The following is a 2,375-nucleotide window of genomic DNA, read 5'->3' on the forward strand; positions in this document are numbered from 1 at the left end:
CTGTCGGCGCCACCGTCAGGGTTTCAATGTTGTAACCACGCTGGGCGAACAGACCAACAACGCTTGACAAAGCTCCCGGTTCGTTTTCCAGCAGAATCGAAATAATGTGTCTCATGTTCAGGTCCGCTCCGTCTTGCTCAGCCACATATCACGCATGGAGCCAGCCGGCACCTGCATCGGATACACGTGTTCTTCCGGGTCGACGGCAACGTCGAGGAAGACCAGACGGTCATTGTATTTATTGAAGGTGTCTTCCAGTGCCTGTGGCAGCTCATCGCGGCCGGTCACGCGGATACCCACGTGGCCATAGGCTTCCACCAGTTTGACAAAGTCCGGCAGGGACTCCATGTACGAGTGGGAGTGACGACCTTCGTAGTTCATGTCCTGCCACTGACGAACCATGCCCAGAGAGCCGTTGTTCAGACACAGGATTTTTACCGGAATGCCGTACTGCAGACAGGTCGACAGTTCCTGGATATTCATCTGGATAGAGCCTTCACCGGTCACGCATACAACCATTTCTTCCGGGAAGTTCATCTTAATGCCCATCGCCGCCGGGAAACCAAAGCCCATGGTTCCCAGACCACCGGAGTTGATCCAGCGGTTTGGCTTATCGAACTTGTAGTACTGCGCGGCAAACATCTGGTGCTGACCAACGTCAGAAGTCACGTAAGCGTCACCCTTGGTGGCCGCCCAGATCGCTTCGATCACTTCCTGCGGCTTCATCAGCTGCGAGTCGTTTTTCTCATAACGCATCGCATGACGCTGGCGCCACTCGTTGATCTGTTTCCACCAGGACGCAATGGCTTCGGCATCCGGTACTTCGTTGCTTTCATCCAGCAGCGCCATCATTTCGTCCAGCACGTTGCCAACCGGGCCAACGATAGGTACATCAACGATGATGGTCTTGGAGATTGAAGACGGATCAATGTCGATATGAATGATCTTGGCATCCGGACAGAACTTACTGGTCGCGTTGGTTACACGGTCATCGAAGCGCGCGCCAATAGCCAGGACCACGTCAGCGTGGTGCATGGTCATGTTCGCTTCATAGGTACCGTGCATACCCAGCATGCCAACAAAACGCTCGCCGGTACCCGGGTAAGAACCCAGACCCATCAGCGTGTTGGTGCAAGGGAAGTCCAGACGATCAACCAGTGCACGCAGTTTGTCGGAGCTGCCATCGATAATTACACCACCACCGGCATAAATAACCGGACGCTTGGCTTTCAGCAGCAACTCAACAGCCTTTTTGATCTGGCCGGAGTGACCACGCTGAGGTGGCGTGTAAGAACGCAGTTTGACCTTCTTCGGATAAACGTATTCGTAACGCTCATTCGGCATGGTCATGTCTTTCGGAATATCGATAACAACCGGACCCGGACGGCCAGTGCTGGCAATGTGGAAGGCTTTAGCCACCAGCTCAGGGATATCTTCCGGACGGCGCACACTGAAGCTGTGCTTAACAATAGGACGTGACACACCCAGCATGTCGGTTTCCTGGAAGGCATCATCGCCCACCAGATGGCTCATCACCTGACCAGAAATGACGACCATAGGAATCGAGTCGGTAAACGCCGTGGCGATACCGGTAATTGTGTTGGTAGCACCCGGACCAGAGGTGACCATGACCACACCTGGCTTACCGGTTGCACGCGCATAACCATCAGCCATATGAGCAGCCGCCTGCTCATGACGGACCAGGACGTGTTTGACTGCGCTCTGCTTGTACAGCGCATCATAAACGTGCAGCAGCGAGCCGCCCGGGTAACCGTAAATATATTCGACGCCTGATTCATGCAGTGCACGAACCAACATTTCTCCGCCGGAAAGTAATTCCACCGTACTATCCTCTTCACAAGCCCGCAGGGGCGTGGGTAACTGAAATAACTGTGCGATTAGAGCCCGAAACACAAAGGCTCTCTCAGGCTGGATGATAAACTTGTAGTTTCTCATCAGAGTCCCGTTGCCTGGTCGAGGACACCGGGTCTGAAACTGGGTCGGAGATAACCGCACCAGAGGCTGTCATTGTCAGCGAGCGGGGCACTGGGTGGAGGCGCAGGCCGGCTGACAAAAGCGCGGTAATTCTAGCATTCCCGGTATTATTGTCTAGCAAAAAACCGCCCTAAATCCTTGACAAATCATACGGTTTTAATAATGTCCGGAGCAGGTCAGAGAAATTATTCTTTTCCTCAGGGCCTGTTGCCACTAAGTGAATCTGGCCTGCTGAGAACCAGTTTTTTTCAGAGCAAGGAGAGAGGAGTGATATTAGCGAGTTAAATGAATGACGAACGACGACGCTAATGGGGAAAACTGGCCTCAGCCCGAAGGGTTATGGCTAAAAATTCCTAATCCTGCGTTGCTGTTCGCTCGCT

The 2,375-nt window shown here is 53.4% G+C and carries 2 protein-coding genes; both read right to left on the bottom strand.

Translation table 11 applies throughout. The annotated features are described in order from the left end of the window. Window positions 1–115 (bottom strand): ACT domain-containing protein (locus B3P58_RS19480; RefSeq protein ID WP_286720012.1); only part of this gene is annotated, 115 nt, incomplete at its 3' end. Between the two features lie 2 nt (window positions 116–117). Beyond that, window positions 118–1,842, bottom strand: coding sequence for an acetolactate synthase 3 large subunit (locus B3P58_RS19485; protein ID WP_145469702.1), 1,725 nt, complete (start codon window positions 1,840–1,842; stop codon window positions 118–120). Window positions 1,843–2,375: the final 533 nt, after the last annotated feature.

It is taken from the genome of Thalassolituus sp. UBA2009, from assembly GCF_002335285.1.
Lineage (GTDB): Bacteria > Pseudomonadota > Gammaproteobacteria > Pseudomonadales > Oceanobacteraceae > Venatoribacter > Venatoribacter alkanivorans.